The following is a 1,515-nucleotide window of genomic DNA, read 5'->3' as shown; positions in this document are numbered from 1 at the left end:
CGGATTTCTTATCAATGCCCTTGTCTATTGGCTACCCTTTGCCTTTGTCCATCTGATAACTTATCTTCCTCTTTCTCCTACTATCGTATCGTATTCTTCATCTAATAGGTTTATGAATTTATTCTACCTTTGCTTTTTTTGACATGCTTTGTTTGAACTCTTCTTCACTGAATTCATCACCCAGTATTATGTTTTCTTTTACACTCATGTTGAATAATGGATCGTTACCCCTTACCAGTTTTATACCTTCTCTTATCTCTTGCAGGTTATATTCTTTTAGGTTTTTATCTTCTAACAGTATTTCTCCACTTGTTGGATCGTACAATCTAACGAGTAGATTCATCATGGTGCTTTTACCTGAACCACTTGTTCCAACTATGGCTATCTTTTCGTTTTTGCCTATGAATAGGTTTATATCTTTTAAAACTAACTCATCTTTGTATNTGAAAGAGACTTTGTTGTATTTAATGTCATAATTTTTAGGTAAAGAATAAATTCCTTCGCTTTTCTTCTTCTGGGAGATCGAATATTTCAAAGAACCTTTGTGAAAGAGGTTCTGCCCTACGTATTTGGACTAAATTCTCATTTATTATGCTAATTGGTTCATAAATCCATGGTACAAAAGAATAAAATGCAATTAAAGTGCCCAAGGCATATCTCCTCTTATCGCAAATAATCCTCCAATTCCTAAGACAATTACAGGTGTTATATAATTTATGAAATATGCGATATTTAAGATAGTTATTTGAAATATTCCTACTTTAGTTGCCCGTTCAGACCAATTAGTGGCATCATTAGAAATTGAATCTAAAAAATACTTTGCTTTTCCTAATATTTTATAACAGGTTGTCCATCTAATTTTTCTTTTATTGAAGAAGTTAATTTTCCAAAAGATTCTCTTTCATATTTTGAGTAGTTTTGTAATTTCGATTGCGAGCTTCTTATAATAATCCAATAAAAGGGTAAAGAAACAAAAACAATCAAAAATAATTGCCAATTTAGATAAATCAAAATTANAGAGATAACAAAAAGCCATAAAAAGTTGAAAATCATAGTAGGAAGTACCAGTGCCATTGTGTAGGCATTTTCCTCAATATCTGACAAAAGTCTACTCATTATATCACCTGAATCAATCTTAGAATATTCCACAAACTTAGAGTTTTGAATTTTATTGTATAATTTTATCTGTTCATTTTTAATAGTTAGAAAGTTAACTTTTCGATGGTAAGTATTAAAAAAATAACTGAATAACCTATCTAAAGCTACTACCCCAATCAAAAAAAATAAAAAATAGGGTAAGATATTAATTTTTTGAAGCGATATTATTTCATCAATTAAGTATTGAAGAAAAAAAGGGTTCAGCGAACCAAATGCAATACTTATTATACCTAAAAGAAATATGATAATCATATATCTTTTATAATTTTTTACACCATATTTTATAAGCCTTTTCGCATATTTGTTCATATAATAACCTCCAATGATTCGTTTGATCAGTAGTTTGATTCTAAAAAA

General features: G+C 29.2%; 2 protein-coding genes and 1 pseudogene. All 3 read right to left on the bottom strand.

Annotated elements, in window-relative coordinates; all coding sequences use genetic code 11:
• Nucleotides 1-118: 118 nt before the first annotated feature.
• Nucleotides 119-379 carry an ATP-binding cassette domain-containing protein gene (locus PW5551_RS10560; RefSeq protein ID WP_233488481.1) on the bottom strand — a complete coding sequence of 87 codons (261 nt, stop codon included), beginning with the start codon at nt 377-379 and terminating at the stop codon, nt 119-121.
• Nucleotides 380-828: 449 nt separating this feature from the next.
• Nucleotides 829-1,016: pseudogene (locus PW5551_RS10555) on the bottom strand (ABC transporter transmembrane domain-containing protein); the annotation flags it as partial.
• Between the two features lies 1 nt (nt 1,017).
• Nucleotides 1,018-1,467, bottom strand: a 450-nt coding sequence (locus PW5551_RS07690; RefSeq protein ID WP_370445936.1) for an ABC transporter transmembrane domain-containing protein, incomplete at its 3' end; no start/stop codon positions are given.
• Between the last annotated feature and the right edge of the window lie 48 nt (nt 1,468-1,515).

Source organism: Petrotoga sp. 9PW.55.5.1, from assembly GCF_003265365.1.
Taxonomy (GTDB): Bacteria; Thermotogota; Thermotogae; order Petrotogales; family Petrotogaceae; genus Petrotoga.
This window is presented reverse-complemented; position numbering and strand designations above follow the sequence as displayed.